The sequence below is a fragment of the Prochlorococcus sp. MIT 1304 genome, from assembly GCF_047305015.1.
Lineage (GTDB): Bacteria > Cyanobacteriota > Cyanobacteriia > PCC-6307 > Cyanobiaceae > Prochlorococcus_A > Prochlorococcus_A marinus_E.
Window position 1 is genome coordinate 722928 of the sequence record NZ_CP138974.1, and the last position, 17367, is coordinate 740294.

The following is a 17367-nucleotide window of genomic DNA, read 5'->3' on the forward strand; positions in this document are numbered from 1 at the left end:
ATTAAAAATACCTAGAAAACGATTTAATAAGCGTATTAAGTGCAATTTATTGATCAAGCCAATATTATTCTAAAAGCTGGAAAAGGTGGAAATGGAATAGTTTCATTTAGAAGAGAAAAATTTGTTCCTGCTGGAGGACCTTCGGGGGGAAATGGTGGAAGAGGGGGTTCAGTTATTTTGATGGCTGATAATAATCTACAGACGTTATTAGATTTTAAATTCAAACGTGAAATAATTGCTGAAGATGGATGCAAAGGAGGTCCTAATAAGAGATCAGGTGCTTCAGGTCAGGATACAATCCTTAAAGTACCCTGCGGTACAGAAATAAGGGATATTAAAACCGGCATTATTTTAGGAGACTTAACTAAAGATAAACAGAGTTTAACTATTGCCATTGGAGGAAGAGGTGGACATGGTAATGCTTACTATTTAAGTAATCAAAATAGAGCCCCAGAATCATTCACTGAAGGAAAAGATGGTGAGATATGGGAGGTTCAATTAGAACTAAAACTTCTTGCAGAGGTTGGGATTATAGGTCTTCCAAATGCTGGAAAAAGTACCTTGATTTCTGTTGTGTCATCTGCCCGTCCAAAAATCGCTAATTATCCTTTCACAACTCTAATACCTAACTTAGGTGTAGTAAGAAAAATGGACGGGAATGGTTGCCTTTTTGCGGATATTCCTGGATTAATATCAGGGGCAGCTGATGGAGTAGGTTTAGGCCATGATTTCTTAAGGCATATCCAAAGAACTAAGATACTTGTTCACTTAATTGATGCAATTGCAGAAAACCCTTTACATGATTTTGAGATAATTGAGCAGGAATTAAAAAAATATGGGAAAGGTCTTTTAGATAAAGAGAGGATTATAGTGTTAAATAAAATGGAGCTGGTAGATGATGATTATTTGCAAATAATTACAAAAAAGTTAGAAGATTTATCTAAAAAGAAAGTTTTAGTTATTTCTTCATCTTTAAAAAAAGGTTTATCCTCACTGCTTTCTGAAGTTTGGAAAAGGATCTAACTAAAATTAAAAATTTTTTTGTAAATAAATACACTTGATTTAATAATAAAAATTAGCCATAAATAAGATAATTCTTTAAAAATAATATGAATTTCTACAGTTGTTTTGATAAACAAGGAAAAATAATAGCTAGATGTCAAACCATTCAAGATATTGAGGTTCTTAAGAAAATGGGAAGACCGATTGTAGAAGTTAAGGAAATGAAAAATGAAGAGTCGGTGGTATGTTCTCTGACAGGTAGCCCATCAGATTTTAATATGGATTACTAAAAGAATTCAAGAAATAAAAAAAGGGCTTCAAAAGCCCTTTTTTTTATGCATTATCTAATAATAAAGAAAATTTAATCATCATAAACAAGACATTCTGGTTCATCTGGGTTGGCATCGCAAAATAATTCCAAAGCATTAGGGTCATGTTTATCTTCTGGATGATGATCCTTATATTCTTCGAGTTCTTTTAGCTCTTCAGTTAAATGTCTGACCTTTGGAAGATTGCCCTCTGCTTTTGCAGATTCGATTTCCGATTGATCTTTTTGGATGTGTTCGTCAATGGATTTCATTTTAAGCTTTTCGTACTTTAGTAGACATACTTAACATAGTTAATTTCTAATGAAATTGCATTATCTATGAACTAAATAAGTGTTCATTACAACATCATTTTTTTTTGGGAAATTGATTTTTATATATTTTTGGGCTCTAATCTCATTATTTCCTCTAGCGATGGTAAAACTGGGATTAGTTGATTTGGATTTAAAGGGAATAAAGCTTTGTAGTAATCTTTTTTCCATTCATTGTCGAAGCATGTCCTTTTTACATTAGATAATTTAAAGAATTTTAATCTCCATTCAATAATCTTTTCAAAACTTGATAGTTCTTGTTGAGTACATTTGAAAAGTTTGCTATATATCAATTCCCATCTTATAAGCGTTGGAAAAAGGTAAATATCTGCGTAGGTTAACTCTTCTCCAAATATCCAGTCTCCTTTATTTTTCTGTAGTAAATTTTCAATTTCATTTATAGCTGCAAAAAGATTCTTACTTGCTTTGTAGTAAGCTGACTGGTTTCTGGCGAAACCACATTTATATACGCCATCATTAATACTGTTATTAATTAAATCTAAAAATTTTTGATTACAATCTTTAATACTTAATGCCTGGTATTTAGATTCACTTTTTATTGAATTGAGTAGTCTTGTAATCTGTGAACTTTCATTAGACAGAATATTTACTTCATCTTTTACAAAGCTAATTAAAAGAGGTAATGTCGCTCTAAAAATAGTCTTTTTATTAGCTTTTTTGTAAAGGTCTGAAAGTCTTATACATCCCTTAATCTTTTTATTTAAAATCCATTCGCCATGCTCAACATCTGCCTTTAAAAAAATTACTTTAACTTTTTTAGATAAATCTTTTATTTCCTGTATGAGTAAAGTTCTTTGACACCATGGACAAGAATGACCTACTAATAAATAAATTTGTCCATTCTGAGTATTAATATCGTATTCACTATCAATCGTTATACCTTTAGGCCTTTTATAATTACCATGTAGATCTGATGGTGCGAAGCCATTCATTAGTTGGGTCCAAAACCAAAACCAGAATTTTTTGGAGGCCATAATAAGGTATTTATTTTGCATAAAACTTTAAAGAAAAAATGACTGTTCAAAGAATACTTATCGTTTCAGGCACTCACGGGAATGAAATTAATCCTGTTTGGGCTGTTAAGCAATTTAGTAGAAAGGAAAATAGTTTAAATAATGGTATTGAGTATGAGTACATAATAGGTAATCCTGCTGCCTATGAAAAAGGTTGCAGATATATAGATGTAGATTTAAATAGATCTTTTAAAGAAAGTGGGAATTTTGATCAACACAAGAATAGCTTTTATGAAACTAATAGAGCCAATTTTTTAGTAGATGAATTTGGAATTGACGGATCTAAACCCTGTCAAATTGCAATCGATTTGCACACTACTACTGCAAATATGGGAACAAGCATTGTTATGTATGGGAGGAGATCCAAAGATTTTTGTTTAGCTGCCTTACTGCAGAACAAATTCGGATTGCCTATTTATTTGCACGAAAAAGATAAAGCCCAAACAGGTTTTCTTGTAGAGGCTTGGCCATGTGGTTTAGTTATTGAAATAGGAGCTGTCGCACAAAATTTTTATGATCAAAATATTGTAAATAGATTCTCTCTAATTATTGGCTCTCTAAGGGAAGAGATAGATAAATTAAAAAATAAACTTGTAGAACTTCCAAAGGAATTAGTGGTTCACGTGCATCAAGGGAGTATAGATTATCCAAGAGATGAAAAGGGAGATATTGATGGCATAATTCATCCTGCGAGAATAAACCAAGATTGGAAAATGATTAAAAAAGGAGATCCATTATTTCTGGATAGCCAAGGAATAATCCACAAATATGAACGGGATAAATTGATTTGGCCTGTTTTTATTGGAGAAGTTGCTTATAAGGAAAAAAAAATTGCCATGAGCTACACAAAAAAAGAAGTAATTTGTTCCAAAAAACAATGGGTTCAAGAGTTTGAAAGTTTTTAAATTAAGAAACCGGAACAATAAATCGTTGAAAACTAATAAGGATTTCTAATTTTATAGATAAGTTTATTTAATATTTAATACTTTTATTTTTTTTTCTAATTTTTAAACCTTAAAAACCTAAATTCTTTCACTCCAATAAATAATAGCTCCAAAAGCCTCTAATTGCAGTCTTCTATGCTTAGCTTCTCTTAAGGAAACTACCTCTCTAGATCTTTTTCCGTTAAGAAGCCATTCGATTATTACCAAGTTGAATCCTCAATAACAAAGAAAATCTTAAGACATGGAAGTTCTTTTCTCCTGTTTTCCAAAAAATAACTTTACTTAAAGAAAAAATATTTACACATTTTTAGCGATTTTGGTCTAAAATCTTCGAAGCGGAAATTTTTTTCCGTTTTTATTTACACGTCTCACTTTAGAGACATACTTTACGAACTCATGACAACTATTCAGCAGCAGCGTTCTTCGCTGTTAAAAGGTTGGCCACAGTTTTGTGAGTGGGTAACATCAACTAACAACAGAATTTATGTTGGTTGGTTCGGCGTCTTAATGATCCCATGCCTACTTACAGCAGCGGCTTGCTTCATCGTTGCATTCATCGCAGCACCACCAGTAGACATCGACGGAATTAGAGAGCCAGTTGCTGGTTCATTCCTATATGGAAACAACATCATCTCAGGTGCAGTTGTTCCTTCTTCTAACGCTATTGGTCTACACTTCTACCCAATTTGGGAAGCAGCTACTGTAGATGAGTGGTTATACAACGGTGGTCCTTACCAGCTTGTAATTTTCCACTTCCTAATTGGTATTTCAGCATACATGGGAAGACAGTGGGAGCTTTCATACCGCTTAGGTATGCGTCCATGGATCTGTGTTGCATACTCTGCACCAGTTTCAGCAGCTTTCGCAGTATTTCTTGTATACCCATTCGGTCAAGGTTCATTCTCTGACGGAATGCCTCTAGGTATCTCTGGAACATTCAACTTCATGTTTGTTTTCCAGGCAGAGCACAACATTCTAATGCACCCATTCCACATGGCTGGTGTTGCTGGTATGTTCGGAGGATCTCTATTCTCAGCTATGCATGGTTCACTTGTTACTTCATCTCTAATCAGAGAAACAACTGAGACAGAATCTCAGAACTATGGTTACAAGTTCGGACAAGAAGAAGAAACATACAACATCGTTGCAGCTCATGGCTACTTCGGTCGTTTGATCTTCCAATATGCTTCATTCAACAACAGCAGAAGTCTTCACTTCTTCCTAGCTGTATTCCCAGTTGTTTGTGTATGGTTAACTTCAATGGGTATCTGCACAATGGCATTCAACCTTAACGGTTTCAACTTCAACCAGTCAGTTGTTGATGCAAACGGTAAGATTGTTCCTACATGGGGTGACGTTCTTAACAGAGCAAACCTAGGTATGGAAGTAATGCACGAGCGTAACGCTCACAACTTCCCACTTGATCTAGCAGCAGCTGAGTCTACAACAGTAGCTCTTTCAGCTCCAGCTATCGGTTAAGCTTAAAGTTCTTAAACTCACAAGCCCCCTTTTTTGGGGGCTTTTTTTTGTTTAATTTTCAATTGGTTTCATATAATGTTTATATATAGATAAAACACTTGATATTTCTATGAGTAGTAGTTTTGGAAAAATTTTTCGTGTTAGTACTTTTGGAGAATCACATGGTGGTGCAGTAGGAGTTATCCTTGATGGATGTCCACCTAAATTAAAAATAGATATAAATCTGATACAAAATGAATTAGATAGGCGCAGACCTGGCCAAAGTGACATTACAACACCCAGAAATGAAGAAGATAAAATTGAAATATTAAGTGGAATAAAGGAAGGGTTAACACTTGGAACTCCAATAGCAATGTTGGTAAGAAATAAGGATCAAAGACCAGCAGATTATAATAATATGGAGCAGGTATTTAGACCTTCTCATGCAGATGGTACATATCATCTGAAATATGGAATTCAGGCAAGTTCTGGCGGTGGAAGAGCCTCTGCTAGAGAAACAATTGGGAGAGTAGCTGCTGGTGCTGTAGCAAAACAATTATTAAAAACCTTCTGTAACACTGAAATACTATCTTGGGTAAAGCGTATACATGATATTGATTCTGATATAAATAAAGAGAAGATTTCTCTCAAAAAAATAGATTCAAATATTGTTAGATGTCCTGATGAAAAGGTATCAACAGAAATGATTGAGAGAATTAAGGAATTAAAGCGTCAAGGAGACTCTTGCGGCGGTGTTATTGAATGTCTAGTAAGAAATGTTCCCTCTGGTCTTGGAATGCCTGTTTTTGATAAATTAGAAGCTGATTTAGCAAAGGCTTTGATGTCTTTGCCTGCCACGAAAGGCTTTGAAATAGGTTCAGGTTTCTCTGGCACTTATTTAAAAGGAAGCGAGCATAATGATTCGTTCATTAAGTCTGATGATTCTAGTAAATTAAGAACAACATCAAACAATTCAGGAGGTATACAGGGTGGAATAAGTAATGGTGAAAATATTGAGATGAAGATAGCTTTTAAACCTACAGCAACTATCGGGAAAGAACAAAAAACAGTAAATGCTGAAGGGAAAGAAGTTTTGATGAAAGCAAAAGGGAGACATGATCCATGCGTTTTACCAAGAGCAGTTCCCATGGTTGATGCTATGGTTGCCTTAGTACTTGCTGATCATTTGCTTCTAAATCATGCTCAATGTGACTTAATCAATAACTAGCAGTTTTGTTGAATAAATTACATTTATCTTTAATTTAATTATTTTTGAGCCATTCAAATATTTTTGGATCAAATTTTTTATTTTTGATGGCTTTATCTCCAATTACGACGGATTTATACCCTAAAGATTTGTAATTTTTTAAATCATTGATTGATAGTCCTCCAGCAGCAATGAAATCAATATTTTTATACTTGAGTATATCTATCGAATTATCTTTACTTTTTATTGGGTAAATTTTGATAATGTTGCAATTTAAATTTGTCGCGTCCTTAAGATCCTTTAAATTATTAATTCCAGGAATTAGTAAATAATTTTTTGACTGTGCATAATTGAAAAGATCTTTATCCCAAAATTTCATCATCGAAAAATTTAATCCAATTTTTAAAGAATCTTCTATTGATTGCTTATTAACTATCGATGCAGAACCTAAATTAACTCTTGGATATTTAGTTTTGATATCGGATAACAAATCTAACCAATTTTTGTTGTTGGACCAACTTATTTCAATATTCTTTAATCCTAATTTTACTAAGCTTTCTAATTCTTCAAAAAATGAATTTCTTATAGAGGTATTTGAGTAAATATTATCGTCAGGTTTTATAAGTAAAAAAAAAGATTCTTTCAGCGATAAATAACAAAAAGAATCTTCCCTAATATTCATTAAGTATTTAAATTTTAAAGTTAAATATAGTTTGCAACTTTAACTTCTGAGCGGTTAAGCAAATCTTGAATATCTTCAGTATCTATAGTTTCTCTTTCAATGAGCATTTGGGCCATTTCGTCAAGAACAGTTCTATTATCTGTCAAAACTTTTGTAGCTCTTTTGTATGCCACATCAACAAGCTCTGAAACCTCAACATCTATAGTAGCAGCAGTATCTTCAGAGAAGTCTCTTGTAGAACTCATATCTCTTCCAAGAAACATTCCACCTTGAGATTGACCTAAAGCGACAGGACCTATTTTGTCACTCATACCAAATTTAGTGATCATTTGTCTTGCTACATTAGCGACTTGCTGTAAATCGTTTGAAGCTCCAGTTGTAACTTCTTCTTCTCCATAGACTATTTCTTCAGCAACTCTTCCACCAAGAGCTACAGCCATTTGATTTTGAAGGTAAGAACGAGAGTAAAGACCTGATTCCATCCTTTCTTCACTTGGAGTAAAAAAAGTTAAACCTCCCGCTTGACCTCTAGGAATTATTGAAACTTTTGCTACAGGATCATAATCAGGCATTAATGCTCCTACGAGTGCATGACCAGCTTCGTGATAAGCAACTAATTCTTTTTTCTTTTCACTGATGACTCTGTCTTTCTTTTCTGGACCAGCCATGACTCTTTCTATAGCATCACCAACTTCATCATTACTTACTTTATCTAAATCTTTTCTAGCGGCTAATATTGCTGCCTCGTTTAATAAATTAGCTAAATCGGCACCCGTAAATCCTGGTGTTCTTCTAGCAACTTTATCTAAATCAACGTCTTTTGAAAGAGTTTTGTCTTTCGCATGAACATTTAATATCTGTAATCTACCAGCGTAATCTGGTCTATCTACTGTTACCTGTCTATCGAATCTTCCAGGACGCATTAAAGCTGAATCTAAGACATCTGGTCTGTTGGTAGCAGCAACTATTATTATTCCTGAATTACCTTCAAAACCGTCCATTTCAGTTAGGAGCTGGTTTAATGTTTGTTCTCTTTCATCATTTCCACCGCCCATACCAGCTCCTCTTTGTCTCCCAACTGCATCTATTTCATCAATGAATACAATACAAGGAGCATTCTTTTTAGCTTGTTCGAAAAGATCTCTAACTCTGCTTGCTCCAACTCCTACAAACATCTCTACAAATTCTGAACCTGATATTGAGAAAAAAGGTACACCTGCTTCTCCAGCTACTGCTTTTGCTAGCAATGTTTTTCCTGTACCTGGAGGACCAACAAGAAGGACACCTTTTGGGATTTTTGCTCCGACTGCAGTAAATCTATCTGGGCTTTTAAGAAAATCAACAACCTCTGTCAGTTCTAATTTTGCACCTTCGACACCAGCAACATCTGAGAAGGTAACTTGTGTGGATGGTTCCATTTGAAGTCTAGCTTTACTCTTACCAAAACTCATAGCAGGGTTACCACCTCCAGCATTTCCACTTTGAGATCTCCTGAAAAGAAAAAATAGTCCTCCAATTAAAAGAACTGGAAAAATCAAGCTACTTAAAGCTTGTTGCCATGGATTGGCTAATTTTGTCGGAGTTACAGCTATATCTACATTGTTATCTGTCAGTATTTTTAATAAATCTTTGTCAGGAGCTAAATTGACCTCAGACCTACTCCCATCATTTTCAACAACTTGAGCTGTGGCATTATCTGGAGATATTAGGACTCTACTGATTTCATTATCTTGGACGGCCTCTATAAAATCACTATATCTCAAGGTCTTTGAAGAACTTTCAGTACTAGGTTTATCAAAGACAGAAGTACCAATGAAAATTACAGTAATCACAGCTAGAACATAAAGTCCTAAGTTTCTCCAACGTTTGTTCACAATAAAAAACTTTAATAAATCTATAATACTAATAATAAAACAATATTAAGAGCGTCTTAGAACATCTACTACACTTTTGAATGCAAACCATTCAGGAATTGGTTCGCCATTCCTCAATTTCTTTCTAAATTCAGTACCACTAAGTTTCATAATTTCATAATTAAATTCTTTAGCTTCTTCAGCTGTTATATATCCTTTTTCCTTCGTATAAACTAAATTTTTTGAAGGAACAGTCTGCATCATTAATTCATCTGCACACTTATTAGCAAAATTCTGGGCGTCATATGGGCCATAAAAATCTTCACCAGTTGATGATGACTTACAACCAGCCATATCTCTACCAATAATAAAGTGGGTGCAGCCATAATTTCTTCTGATTATCATGTGTTGAAGAGCTTCCCTTGGCCCTGCCATATGCATTGAATAAGGTAAAAAAGCCCATTTTATTCTTTCATCAGATATTTCCTCTTCTAATTCTTTATAGGTCAAATATCTAACTTTTCCAGGTATATCGTCTTGTTGAGTTGGCCCACAAGTTGGATGTACCAAAACCACTGAGTTAGAAGAGACATTATCTGAGAGTAGGGCATTAGTAAATAACTCATAATGTGCTCTATGAATTGGATTTCTGCATTGAAATGCAACTACATCATAATTTGATGGCAGTGAAGATCTAACTTCTTCAGGGGTTTTGCAGGGAAATTCTCTAACTGGTAGTTCGAAACCATAAACTTTCCCTCCTATATAGAATCTTCCCCTTTCATTAAAAATCATCTTAACAGCAGGATGATCTAAAGAATTAGTACCATAACAAAATTCGGCTTCTAAAGATTTATCAGGCTCCCAAATAGAACTTACTTCTAAAATTGCAATTTTTTGGTTTTTGTAGGTAAGCAAGATTGTTTCTCCAGCTTTTACTTCATCATTATTTGAATCAAAGACAATAGGTAAGCCAAAAAGCAAACCGCTTGTATCTCTGTTATTTTCGATAACCGATTTGTAGTTATTTTCATCCATAAAACCTTCCAAAGGAGAAAAAGCACCAACCATCAAAAGTTCTACATCACATGCATTTCTCTCGCTACATTCAAATTCATAAGTAGCTTTGGAGATAAGGTCATTTTTAAAGCTATTATCTTTAATTATTAAATTTTTTAGTTCCCCTCCATAAGGCGGTATTAGTCCATTAGGGTCAGTTTTTGTTTTTTGTTGTAATTCCATTTTTTGAATTGATAAATAAAAATTTTGAAAAAAAAAAGAGGGGTGGAACCCCCTTTTATTTATTAATTAGGATTTATGCCTTTCTTCCGTAAAGCTCTCCTATTATTTTTACATCGAGTGGATCTTTTGATCCCATGTCTGTATCTGAAGGTTGGATAGCTTCAAAAGTACCAGCAAATTCGTCTGTGTCAGAATCTACATTGTTAATTGAAAGAGTAATAACGCCAGTGCCGTTTACATCAACTTTGATATTTTCTTTAGCAAGTTCTTCGTCATCTCCTCCTAATGCAACTAAACCTTGAGCATATTCAACACCAGTATTTTTAGCTCTTGCCTTAGGATCTAGAAAATCACCTGTTCTGTAGTTAGGTGTAAATGTTGAGCCACTAACCTCAGTGCCTGGCTGAATTGATGAGGGTAAATCAGCAGTAAGATCTTTTGCTGAGAATGCAAATGGTACCTCTAAACCACCAGGGGTTAATACAGTAATAAGTTGAAAATCAATACCACCTTTTTCGGTGAAAGTTCCTGAATCTATATCTCCATAAACTTCTGTCACTGTGGTGTTATTTCTAGGACTAATAATTTTTGTAGAAACAAATTCTGCAGCTTTTCGTTTTGTCCCTGGCACTTTTACATAAACTTCTGTTGGATGCATGCATATTCCTTTGAGGCTATCTCCATTACTTAGAGATATTGATCCGATAAGAGATGAGTCTAATGTAGGGCAATCATTAGCTTTTCCAGTATTAACAACATCTGTGAATTGTGCATTTCCTCTTTCAGAAAAAGCAAATGTTTTAACAGGTACGAAAGCAAAAGTTATACAAATTGAAATAACAAAAGCTAAGAAAGAACGAATTCTCATAATTAAAGTTGCAGTAAAGTTCTGTGACGATAGATTAAAGGTCATCTAAATAGTTCAGTACGGATATTACAAGGGAAAGGACCATAAAAGAAAGGACTTTTAAATCCTCGAAACAACCCGTAGCTTTTTAGATTTTGAAAAACTGGAATTATTTTAAGCTATTACATTATTTTTAATGATTAAGATTACAAAAAAATACAAATAAAAAATTTTTTTTTATTTTTTTAATGAAATAATTTGGGTTATTAATTTATTTGCTAAATCAATTTTTGATGTTTTTTTAATATAGTGTTCCAAATTGTTCGTATCGAATAGCCAACCTTCATTTTGTGCCAAAAAGCCAAATCCTTGGCCTTCAAGATCTATTGGATTTGCGAATAGAAAATCACAACCCTTTTGGATAATCTTTTCTTTAATAGTTATTCGTGCTTCTTCGATAGATCCTGTAAAAGCACAAAAGCCTACAAAAACTTGGTTATCTTTTTTTGATTTACTAATTGTTTTTAAAATATCTGGGACTAGCTCAAAGTTTTGATTCAAATGTTCATTAATTTTATTTTTTGGAATTTTAGCTGAAGTATCTGAGGTTATCTTAAAATCAGAGACTGCTGCATTCATGAAAAAATAATCGCAATTTGATATTTCATTATCAAGAGCCCTAATTAAATCAACACTGGTTTCAATTTCATATCTTTTTATTCCATCAGTAAGATTCTTATCGATTTTCAATGGCCCATGGACATATTTTACTTGTGCTCCTCTGAACCTCGCTACTTGAGAAAGAAGTAGGCCCATAGCTCCAGAACTTCTGTTGGTAATATGTCTTGCCGCATCAATTTTCTCTGAGGTGCACCCTCCAGTTATTAGAATTTCTTTATTAAGTAAATCTTTGCGATACTCATTTTGTTTGTGTAAAGCTATAAATTCAAGAGCTAATTGAATTAGATTATTTGGAGGAATCTTACCGATGCCAATAGCATCACATGCTAAGAGGCCTTCACTTGGTTGCAAAGACAAAACATTTTCGTAATTTTTTAAATTCTTATAATTTTCTTGGACAGCTTTATTTAGCCACATTTGTGTATTCATTGCTGGTGCAACAATAATTGGCTTTATATTTGCTATTAAGATGCTTGGGATAAGTCCCTCTGCATTCCCAGTTACCCATTTTGCTAATGTTGTTGCTGTTAAAGGCGCAATGATTAAAATATCAGCCCAATTACTGAGTTCTATGTGAAGAGGTGTTGATTGACTATTTGACCATTGATCATCTTCTAAAATGCAAGGGTTTCTACTCAAGATAGAGAGAGAAAGCGGCTTTATTAATTTTTCTGCATTTTTAGATAAAACGCATCTTATTTCATAATTTTCTTTCGCTAATTGGCTTACTAATAATGGAATTCTTACAGCTGCAATACTACCCGTTATTAATAAAAGAACCTTTATTTTGGAGTCATTACTTTTAGTTTTCATCGAAAGGTTCCTGATCGAGAAGATGGATATAATTAGTTGTTAATTCAGGTCTATTGATTGCAAGAGCCCTAAGTAAGTGCCAGTCTTTTAAACCATCAAATGGAGTATTATAATTATCTTCCTCTAGCCTTTTAGCGAGCTCAATAGTCATTTCTTCATCAAAAGAATTTACTAGTTCCGCACTTATTTGATTTTCAGAAATGAATTTCATATTGAGAAAGCCAATATATTCTCATAATAAAACCTTAAGTCATTATTTAAAATTGATATATGTATTAATTAAATATTTATAAGTATATGAAAATTTTTAATATTCATAATCTTTTCAAATAATTGTGAGGTAATTTATCTTCATTCTCAATCATAAATATGCAATCTCTCCTTTTCAAAAATATTCTCTCTTAAAATGTTACTGTCATAAATTTAGACCATGTCGCAAACGAAAAGAGAGCAAGTTATTAGTCACATTCGCTTTTTAAGAGAAGAGCTCAGAGAAATGCATTTAGGTATAAAAGAAGATGATCTTTTCCCTGAACCAGGCGAGTTGAGAGGATTAATGGCTCAGTTAGAAGCATTGCTTGAATTAATAGAAGGAAATACTAAAATTCAATCAAACTCTGAAGCAGCTTAGATTAATACAAAATGGTTGTTAAACCTCAAAAGACAAAATTTCAGCTAAAAATTGTGGAAAATATTCAGACATTAAGTATTTGGGCTAATAATCCATGGCGAAGATATTCAATTTCATTGATTACACTTTTAATTGGCTACTTTATTGGAAGTTCTCTTGGTATGGTAAGTGCTGTTGTGGAACTCATGGATCCTGTAGCTGCTTTCTTATCAGTAGTTTTTATCGAGATTTTAATAACTCTAAGAAGAAACTTTAGATCTGAAAGGAAAAAGAAATTTTTAATACTTTTTTTAGATTCTTTAAGATTAGGATTATTTTATGGATTCTTTACTGAAAGTCTTAAGTTGCTATAAATTTATTGGTTATTTTTTTGTAATAGATAAAGCAAAGCCATTCTTATAGGGATACCATTTGAAACTTGATTATTAATTAAACAATTAGGATATTGATCTACTACTTTGCTACTTATTTCAATATCTCTGTTAATTGGACCAGGATGAAGAATTGGAATTTCTTTATTATTCAAAGATAATTTCTCTGAGGTTAAGCCATAATCCAAACTATATGAATCGATGCTACTGAGTAAATTCTCCATCATTCTTTCTTTCTGAAGTCTTAAAACAATAATCGCATCTGCAATTTTTATTGATTCTTCCAAAGATCTAGAAATTGTTATGCATCCTCTTGATTTAACAGGATCTTCTATTTGGTTTGGCGCGGGAGTTTTTAAAAAATTGGTAAATTCATCAGGTATTAATGTCTCAGGACCGCATAAAATTATGTCTGCGCCGAATGCACTCAAAGCCCAAAGATTAGATCTGGCAACCCTAGAATGATTAACGTCTCCAATTATTAAAATCTTTTTGGAATTTAAAACCCCTGGATTCAGTGTATTTTTGGAAAAGAATTTTATTAATGTATATATGTCAAGCAATCCCTGGCTAGGGTGACTATGTAATCCATCTCCAGCATTAAGAACCGAAGTCTTGGAATTTATTGCATCAAGTTTTTCAGCGATCTCAAAGGTTATGTAACTTGATGAATGTCTGATCACTAATGTATCAGCTCCCATAGCAGAATAAGTTATGGCAGTATCAATTATTGTTTCGCCTTTTGTTAAAGAACTAGAGGATGGGGCAAATGTCTGGACATCAGCAGAAAGTCTTTTTGCTGCAAGCTCAAAACTATTTTTTGTTCTTGTACTAGGTTCAAAAAATAAAGACGTTACTAAAGTACCCTGTAAGGCTGGTATTTTTTTCGTTCCTGAATTCTTTAGTGCATCAAATCTATTAGCTAATTCGAATACTGACTCATAATCTTTTATTGAAAAATTAGCTAGTGAGTGGATATGTTTATGAGGCCAAATTTGCATTACGTTTAAAAGATAAATGATTATTGAAATTTAGGTGTTCTGTCACCTTTTAATCTTTTACTTACACTCCTACTATTTTTGAGATACCAACGCCATTTTATATTTTTTGCCTTTGATATGCCAATTCTCGTAGTTTGAATAAGATCTTTCTCTTCTAAATTGGATTTTCTTGGAGAAATCCATAAAGATTTGTTATTAAGAACTTCAAGTGAGTTAAATGAAATGTCTATGCTGAATGTCTTAGTAACAAGGCCAGGTCCAGAAGCTAATCTTTCATTCTTTTTAGAGATAAAAACTGATCTTATTAATACTCCACTCGCTAAATTTTCTTTATCAGTAACTATGTTTAAACAATGATGAATGCCATAAGATTTATAAATATAAAATGTGCCAGGTTTGCCAAATAATGATTTGTTTGATTCAGTCATTTTGCGGTAGCCATGGCAGGCCTCTTCTTCCTGTGAATAAGCTTCAGTTTCAACAATTACCCCTTTAACTTGATCTATCTCATTATTTTTTTTTATGAGGTGACAGCCTATTAGATCAGGAGCAACAAGTTTAGCGTGCCTGTAAAAAAAATTTTTTGGAAATAATTCTTCTTCTATTTTTCAATATTTATCTAATAACATATTTAGCTGAGAAAAATAGTTAAGGCTATTAATTGATATTGATTTACAAAAAGATGTGATTATTTTTTTAAATTATTTGAAATTCAAAGGATATGTTCATAAGCTGTTCTTAATAAACTATTATTTAATAAGAAAAATATTAAAGGTATGACAAAAATAACTAAAGAGGAAGTAAACAAAGTTGCTAATTTAGCAAGATTAGAACTTAACGAGAATGAAATTAATAATCATGCAGAACAATTAGAAAAGATATTGGATTATATAAGACAACTTGAAAAAATTGATACAGATGATGTTCCCTGTACAACGAGAGCTATAGAGGTTGTTAATGTATTTAGAAAAGACGAAAATAAAAATTCTGATTGCAACGAAGAAATCCTAGAATTGGGCCCATCTAGAGAGGATAAATATTTTAAAGTACCAAAAATAATTAATGAGTAAGTTAGTTGCTTCCAATAAATGTCTTGTTGACTAACTTTAATAAAAATTTTTTTATTTTAAAGCCTGGATATAAATTTATTATTTTTCTTATTTTCCCCCTCTTTTTGCTATGACTCCTTACACCTATTAATAAATCATAAATAAAGTTAAAAATGTCTTCTTGACTTTCAAATATCCCAACCCTTTGAGGGGAGCCTTTTTTATCCAATAATGGCTTAGTTTTTTCATAAGCTATTTTGTATTCAAACCAAGGAATCGAAGGCCAAAGATGATGAATGAGATGGTAATTTTGTCCCATTATTAATAAATTCATAAATTTGCTTGGATAAACTCGAGAATTTATCCATTTATTTCTTGATCGAAATGGTCTATGGGGTAAATAATCAAAAAATATTCCTAAGGTAACTCCTACCATTAATGCTGGGCCGAACCATAAATTATAAATTAAATTCATAAAGTCAAATTTCAAACCTGCCAAAATAATTGTTATGAATATTGATCTTTCAATTCCCCATTGTAATAATTCATATCTTCGCCAGAGTTTTCTTTGAAAGAAAAACACCTCATGATAAAAAAATCTTGGAGCAATTAGCCAAATTGGACCAAAAGTACTGACAATATGGTCTGGATCATTTTTGGGGTGATTTACATGAATATGATGTTGTAAATGAACTCTCGTAAAAACTGGGAAGCTAAACCCTAAAAGAATAGCTGAGCCATGGCCCATTGCTTGATTTATCCAAGGAACCGGATGAGCAGCTTTATGACAGGCATCATGGATAACAGTACCTTCAATATGTAAAGCTAAAAAAGCAGTGGCTACAAGTAAAGGTAAAGGCCAAACACCTCTATACCATTGCCATATGCTAAGAAAAGCAAGAAAATAGCCACCAAAAAATAAACCTAATGTTGGATTCCAAAAACTTGGCGGATCTACGTAATTTTTAATCTCTTTTTGCCAATTAAATGTTTTTGAAGAATTAGTATTTTTAGTTGTATTTTTAATGGTTAAGTTTGAAATCGTTTCCTTTTATTCTTTAAATAATATAACTAATATTTTAAGTTGATTGCATGCTCAAACATAAAAAATTTCTTTCAAGAGATTTTAAATTCATTTTTAATGTGTCAAATTTATCATCTTCAGAAAAAAAATTTTTAAAATAAACCTCTTTCAATTATTATTTTATTTGAGCGGTCGTGGCGGAATTGGTAGACGCGCGAGTTTTAGGTACTCGTATCTTCGGGTGTGGGAGTTCAAGTCTCCCCGACCGCACTTAAGGAAATTCTGAAAGATAGTTTGCTTATTTATATCAACTCTTATAATTCAATTAAGTAGTTAATTTAATGAATAGTTTAATATTTTATTTGGGAACTTTTTATATTTTAGTTGGGACCATTTTTCTAACTGTACCAATAATTTATCTTGAGCTCGGTAAACCAAAAGACTTAATAAAAGCTTTTTTAAATTTATTAATAGGTTTGATATTAATAATTAAAAATAAAACATTAGATGAATCATTTTTTGTAATTTTCCTTTTTTTAACAGTACTAGTTATTTTTTATCTAGTAGAGCTTTTTTGGTCTAGATGGTACCAATTGACAGATAACGAAAAGAAAAAATTAACTACCTTTTTAGAGTTTAAAAATAACTTTTTGAAAATAGTGGAGTCTATTAATCTAGTATTGGGTGATTTTACGAAACCTTCAAATTTTTTTAATTTTGGTAGCAATAATAAAAATACAACCCAAAAAAAGTGGGTTAGAAATGATAAAAATGATAATATAAAATTCTGAAATCAAATAAATTGGTTATTTGAAACATCCCCTAAACACCAGGTCGATTAAGAAAGAATATAATGAATTAGATTTATTTAAATAATTCTTTTGATCACCA

The 17367-nt window shown here is 32.5% G+C and carries 21 protein-coding genes and 1 tRNA gene; 10 read left to right on the plus strand and 12 right to left on the minus strand.

Translation table 11 applies throughout. The features are described from left to right. The first annotated feature begins 39 nt into the window (after positions 1 to 39). Entirely contained in the window at positions 40 to 1023 is a 984-nt protein-coding gene (gene obgE, locus SIB45_RS03925; protein WP_011862262.1) for a GTPase ObgE, read from the plus strand. 86 nt (positions 1024 to 1109) lie between these two features. Continuing rightward, positions 1110 to 1292 carry a hypothetical protein gene (locus tag SIB45_RS03930; protein ID WP_011862263.1) on the plus strand — a complete coding sequence of 61 codons (183 nt, stop codon included), beginning with the start codon at positions 1110 to 1112 and terminating at the stop codon, positions 1290 to 1292. A 71-nt stretch (positions 1293 to 1363) separates the two neighbouring features. Here SIB45_RS03930 and SIB45_RS03935 read toward each other — a convergent pair whose 3' ends face one another. Next, entirely contained in the window at positions 1364 to 1582 is a 219-nt protein-coding gene (locus tag SIB45_RS03935) for a CP12 domain-containing protein (RefSeq protein ID WP_011817713.1), read from the minus strand. A gap of 119 nt (positions 1583 to 1701) precedes the next feature. After that, positions 1702 to 2655 (minus strand): glutathione S-transferase family protein, encoded by a 954-nt coding sequence (locus tag SIB45_RS03940; protein ID WP_011862264.1) that lies wholly within the window; start codon positions 2653 to 2655, stop codon positions 1702 to 1704. Positions 2656 to 2672: 17 nt separating this feature from the next. On the opposite strand from SIB45_RS03940, the gene SIB45_RS03945 reads away from it, so the two are divergent. Beyond that, positions 2673 to 3578, plus strand: a complete 906-nt coding sequence (locus SIB45_RS03945; RefSeq protein ID WP_011862265.1) for an aspartoacylase — start codon at positions 2673 to 2675, stop codon at positions 3576 to 3578. A gap of 117 nt (positions 3579 to 3695) precedes the next feature. Here the strand turns inward: SIB45_RS03945 and SIB45_RS03950 are convergent, their stop codons facing one another. After that, positions 3696 to 3824, minus strand: coding sequence for a hypothetical protein (locus SIB45_RS03950; protein WP_011862266.1), 129 nt, complete (start codon positions 3822 to 3824; stop codon positions 3696 to 3698). A gap of 189 nt (positions 3825 to 4013) precedes the next feature. Here SIB45_RS03950 and psbA point away from each other — a divergent pair, with 189 nt between their 5' ends. Both psbA and aroC read left to right on the plus strand, forming a co-directional pair. Beyond that, a complete protein-coding gene (psbA, locus tag SIB45_RS03955) occupies positions 4014 to 5096 on the plus strand; it encodes a photosystem II q(b) protein (RefSeq protein WP_002805533.1) in 1083 nt (360 codons plus the stop codon). A gap of 109 nt (positions 5097 to 5205) precedes the next feature. After that, complete coding sequence (gene aroC, locus SIB45_RS03960; protein ID WP_011862267.1) at positions 5206 to 6303, plus strand: chorismate synthase; 1098 nt, start codon at positions 5206 to 5208, stop codon at positions 6301 to 6303. Between the two features lie 34 nt (positions 6304 to 6337). Here aroC and SIB45_RS03965 read toward each other — a convergent pair whose 3' ends face one another. The 6 genes from SIB45_RS03965 to SIB45_RS03990 all read right to left on the minus strand — a co-directional run bounded on the left by SIB45_RS03965 (position 6338) and on the right by SIB45_RS03990 (position 12611). Continuing rightward, positions 6338 to 6964, minus strand: a complete 627-nt coding sequence (locus tag SIB45_RS03965; protein WP_011862268.1) for a bifunctional 4-hydroxy-2-oxoglutarate aldolase/2-dehydro-3-deoxy-phosphogluconate aldolase — start codon at positions 6962 to 6964, stop codon at positions 6338 to 6340. 20 nt (positions 6965 to 6984) lie between these two features. After that, the gene (ftsH, locus tag SIB45_RS03970; protein WP_011862269.1) at positions 6985 to 8838 is read right to left on the minus strand and encodes an ATP-dependent zinc metalloprotease FtsH; all 1854 of its coding nucleotides are present in this window, start codon (positions 8836 to 8838) and stop codon (positions 6985 to 6987) included. Between the two features lie 45 nt (positions 8839 to 8883). Then, complete coding sequence (gene sat / locus SIB45_RS03975) at positions 8884 to 10059, minus strand: sulfate adenylyltransferase (protein WP_011862270.1); 1176 nt, start codon at positions 10057 to 10059, stop codon at positions 8884 to 8886. Between the two features lie 73 nt (positions 10060 to 10132). Then, positions 10133 to 10927: a photosystem II manganese-stabilizing polypeptide gene (gene psbO, locus SIB45_RS03980; RefSeq protein ID WP_041484654.1), complete on the minus strand. Its 795-nt coding sequence runs from the start codon at positions 10925 to 10927 to the stop codon at positions 10133 to 10135. Positions 10928 to 11143: 216 nt separating this feature from the next. Beyond that, positions 11144 to 12400: a bifunctional phosphopantothenoylcysteine decarboxylase/phosphopantothenate--cysteine ligase CoaBC gene (coaBC, locus tag SIB45_RS03985; RefSeq protein ID WP_011862272.1), complete on the minus strand. Its 1257-nt coding sequence runs from the start codon at positions 12398 to 12400 to the stop codon at positions 11144 to 11146. Beyond that, complete coding sequence (locus tag SIB45_RS03990; protein WP_011862273.1) at positions 12390 to 12611, minus strand: DUF2555 domain-containing protein; 222 nt, start codon at positions 12609 to 12611, stop codon at positions 12390 to 12392. Before SIB45_RS03990 ends, coaBC begins: the two co-directional genes overlap by 11 nt. Positions 12612 to 12830: 219 nt before the next feature. Here SIB45_RS03990 and SIB45_RS03995 point away from each other — a divergent pair, with 219 nt between their 5' ends. Next, positions 12831 to 13031, plus strand: coding sequence for a hypothetical protein (locus SIB45_RS03995; protein WP_011862274.1), 201 nt, complete (start codon positions 12831 to 12833; stop codon positions 13029 to 13031). A gap of 11 nt (positions 13032 to 13042) precedes the next feature. Then, positions 13043 to 13384: a DUF565 domain-containing protein gene (locus tag SIB45_RS04000; RefSeq protein ID WP_011862275.1), complete on the plus strand. Its 342-nt coding sequence runs from the start codon at positions 13043 to 13045 to the stop codon at positions 13382 to 13384. A gap of 2 nt (positions 13385 to 13386) precedes the next feature. Here SIB45_RS04000 and SIB45_RS04005 read toward each other — a convergent pair whose 3' ends face one another. Both SIB45_RS04005 and SIB45_RS04010 read right to left on the minus strand, forming a co-directional pair. Continuing rightward, a complete protein-coding gene (locus tag SIB45_RS04005; protein ID WP_011862276.1) occupies positions 13387 to 14403 on the minus strand; it encodes an aspartate carbamoyltransferase catalytic subunit in 1017 nt (338 codons plus the stop codon). Between the two features lie 20 nt (positions 14404 to 14423). Further along, positions 14424 to 15008 carry a DNA-3-methyladenine glycosylase gene (locus tag SIB45_RS04010; protein WP_071813371.1) on the minus strand — a complete coding sequence of 195 codons (585 nt, stop codon included), beginning with the start codon at positions 15006 to 15008 and terminating at the stop codon, positions 14424 to 14426. A 171-nt stretch (positions 15009 to 15179) separates the two neighbouring features. On the opposite strand from SIB45_RS04010, the gene gatC reads away from it, so the two are divergent. Then, positions 15180 to 15473 carry an Asp-tRNA(Asn)/Glu-tRNA(Gln) amidotransferase subunit GatC gene (gatC, locus tag SIB45_RS04015; protein ID WP_011862278.1) on the plus strand — a complete coding sequence of 98 codons (294 nt, stop codon included), beginning with the start codon at positions 15180 to 15182 and terminating at the stop codon, positions 15471 to 15473. A gap of 1 nt (position 15474) precedes the next feature. On the opposite strand, the gene SIB45_RS04020 is transcribed toward gatC, so the two are convergent. Next, positions 15475 to 16479, minus strand: coding sequence for a fatty acid desaturase (locus SIB45_RS04020; protein WP_080513427.1), 1005 nt, complete (start codon positions 16477 to 16479; stop codon positions 15475 to 15477). Between the two features lie 185 nt (positions 16480 to 16664). Between SIB45_RS04020 and SIB45_RS04025 the strand changes: the two genes are divergently transcribed. Further along, positions 16665 to 16746 (plus strand) — tRNA-Leu (locus SIB45_RS04025). A gap of 71 nt (positions 16747 to 16817) precedes the next feature. Then, positions 16818 to 17267: a hypothetical protein gene (locus tag SIB45_RS04030; protein WP_011862280.1), complete on the plus strand. Its 450-nt coding sequence runs from the start codon at positions 16818 to 16820 to the stop codon at positions 17265 to 17267. Positions 17268 to 17367 lie beyond the last annotated feature (100 nt).